2 protein-coding genes are annotated in these 1605 nt (G+C 66.4%); both read right to left on the bottom strand.

From position 1 onward, the window contains the following. The coding region (locus tag VGQ44_05515; protein ID HEV8446253.1) for a hypothetical protein at positions 1-302 on the bottom strand (302 nt) is incomplete at its 3' end. Between the two features lie 140 nt (positions 303-442). Beyond that, positions 443-1605, bottom strand: a 1163-nt coding sequence (locus VGQ44_05510) for an efflux RND transporter permease subunit (protein HEV8446252.1), incomplete at its 5' end; no start/stop codon positions are given.

The raw sequence follows: 1605 nt of genomic DNA, 5'->3' as shown, positions 1-1605 counted from the left end.
GTGTGGCCGTACTCGTAAATGCCCTGGTAGCCGACGTTCGGGTACCGCTGCGATCCGGCGATGCCGTACCGCGCCCTCGCCTGCTCCACGCGCGCGGCTGCGATCCGCGCGTCGAAGCCGTTGTTCACCGCCTCATCGACGGGCGATTTCAGCACGGGATCGGGGAAGAGATCGGCCCACTGCACTTCGGCGGTCGCATTCTCCGGCACGCCGTAGTAGTGGTCCGGCACGGTGACCGTCGGACGTTGATAGTTCGGCCCGACCGTGCAGCCGGCGAGAACGAGCAGCGCAACGATGACCACGCCCCTCATCCGGCCTTCGGCCACCTTCTCCCCACTTCGTGGGGCGAAGGGTAATGGCGACACTCCAGCGTAATTACCCCTCGCCCCGCGAAGCGGGGAGAGGGTGGCCGAAGGCCGGGTGAGGGGGCGTGCAACCCGCTTCATGCGTGCGCCTCCACCGTCTCGACCTCGTGCGACAGCTTCGCTTCGAGTTTGCGCTCCGATCGAGCGAGGCGCTCCACAATCCCGTAGAGAGCGGGGATGAGGAAGACGCCGAGGATCGTCGCGGCGAGCATGCCGGCGACGACGACCGTGCCGAGGATCTGGCGCGATGCGGCGCCGGCGCCGGATGCGATCCAGAGCGGGACGCAACCGAGGATGAACGCGAACGAAGTCATGAGAATCGGTCGCAATCGCGTTCGCGCGCCGTGCAGCGCCGAGGCGACCAGATCACCGTTCTTTTCGAACTCCGCCTTCGCAAACTCGACGATCAGGATCGCGTTCTTCGCCGCGAGCCCGATCAGCACGATCAGACCGATCTGCCCGAAGACGTCGAAGTTGAATTTCCGGAGCAACAGGCCGAGGAACGCGCCGAACACCGCGACCGGCACCGAGAGGAGAACGCTGAACGGCAGCGACCAGCTCTCGTACAACGCGGCGAGAATCAGGAACACGAACACGATCGACAGCGCGAAGACGCGCCCCGTCGTGCCGGACGCCCTCTTCTCCTGGTACGAAAGGTCCGACCAGTCGTAGCCCATCTCGCGCGGGAGCGTCTGCGCGGCGACCTGCTCGAGCGCGTCCATCGCCTGCCCCGAGCTGTAACCCGGCGCCGCGGAGCCGTTGATCTGCGCCGCGCGGAAGAGATTGAAGCGCTGCGTGTACTCCGGCCCCGCGGTCGTGCGGACTGTGGTGAGCGCGGAGAGGGGGACCATGTTTCCGTCGTTGTTGCGGACGTAGAAGCGACCGATGTCGTCCGGCGTGATGCGATCGACCGCGTCCGCCTGCATGAACACGCGCCACTGCCGGCCGAAGCGGTTGAACTGATTCACGAACGTGCCGCCGAGGTACGTCTGCAGCGCCTGATAGACGTCGCCGATCGGCACGCCTTGCTTGAGCGCCTTGTCGCGATCGACGTCGACGTAGATCTGCGGCACCGCGGCGCGGAACGAGCTCGTCACGTTCTGCAGCTCCGGACGCTTCTTCGCCGCGGCGAGGAACTTCTGGAGGTTCTCGTTGAGCATCGCGACCGTGCCGCCGCTGCGGTCCTGCAACCAGAAGGAAAAGCCGCCCGCGGTCCCGAGGCCGGGAATCGGCGGTGGCA

The sequence above is a fragment of the Gemmatimonadaceae bacterium genome (genome assembly GCA_036003045.1).
Classification (GTDB): Bacteria; Gemmatimonadota; Gemmatimonadetes; order Gemmatimonadales; family Gemmatimonadaceae; genus JAQBQB01.
The sequence above is the reverse complement of the archived record's forward strand: the minus strand, read 5'-3'. Positions and strand labels throughout refer to the sequence as shown.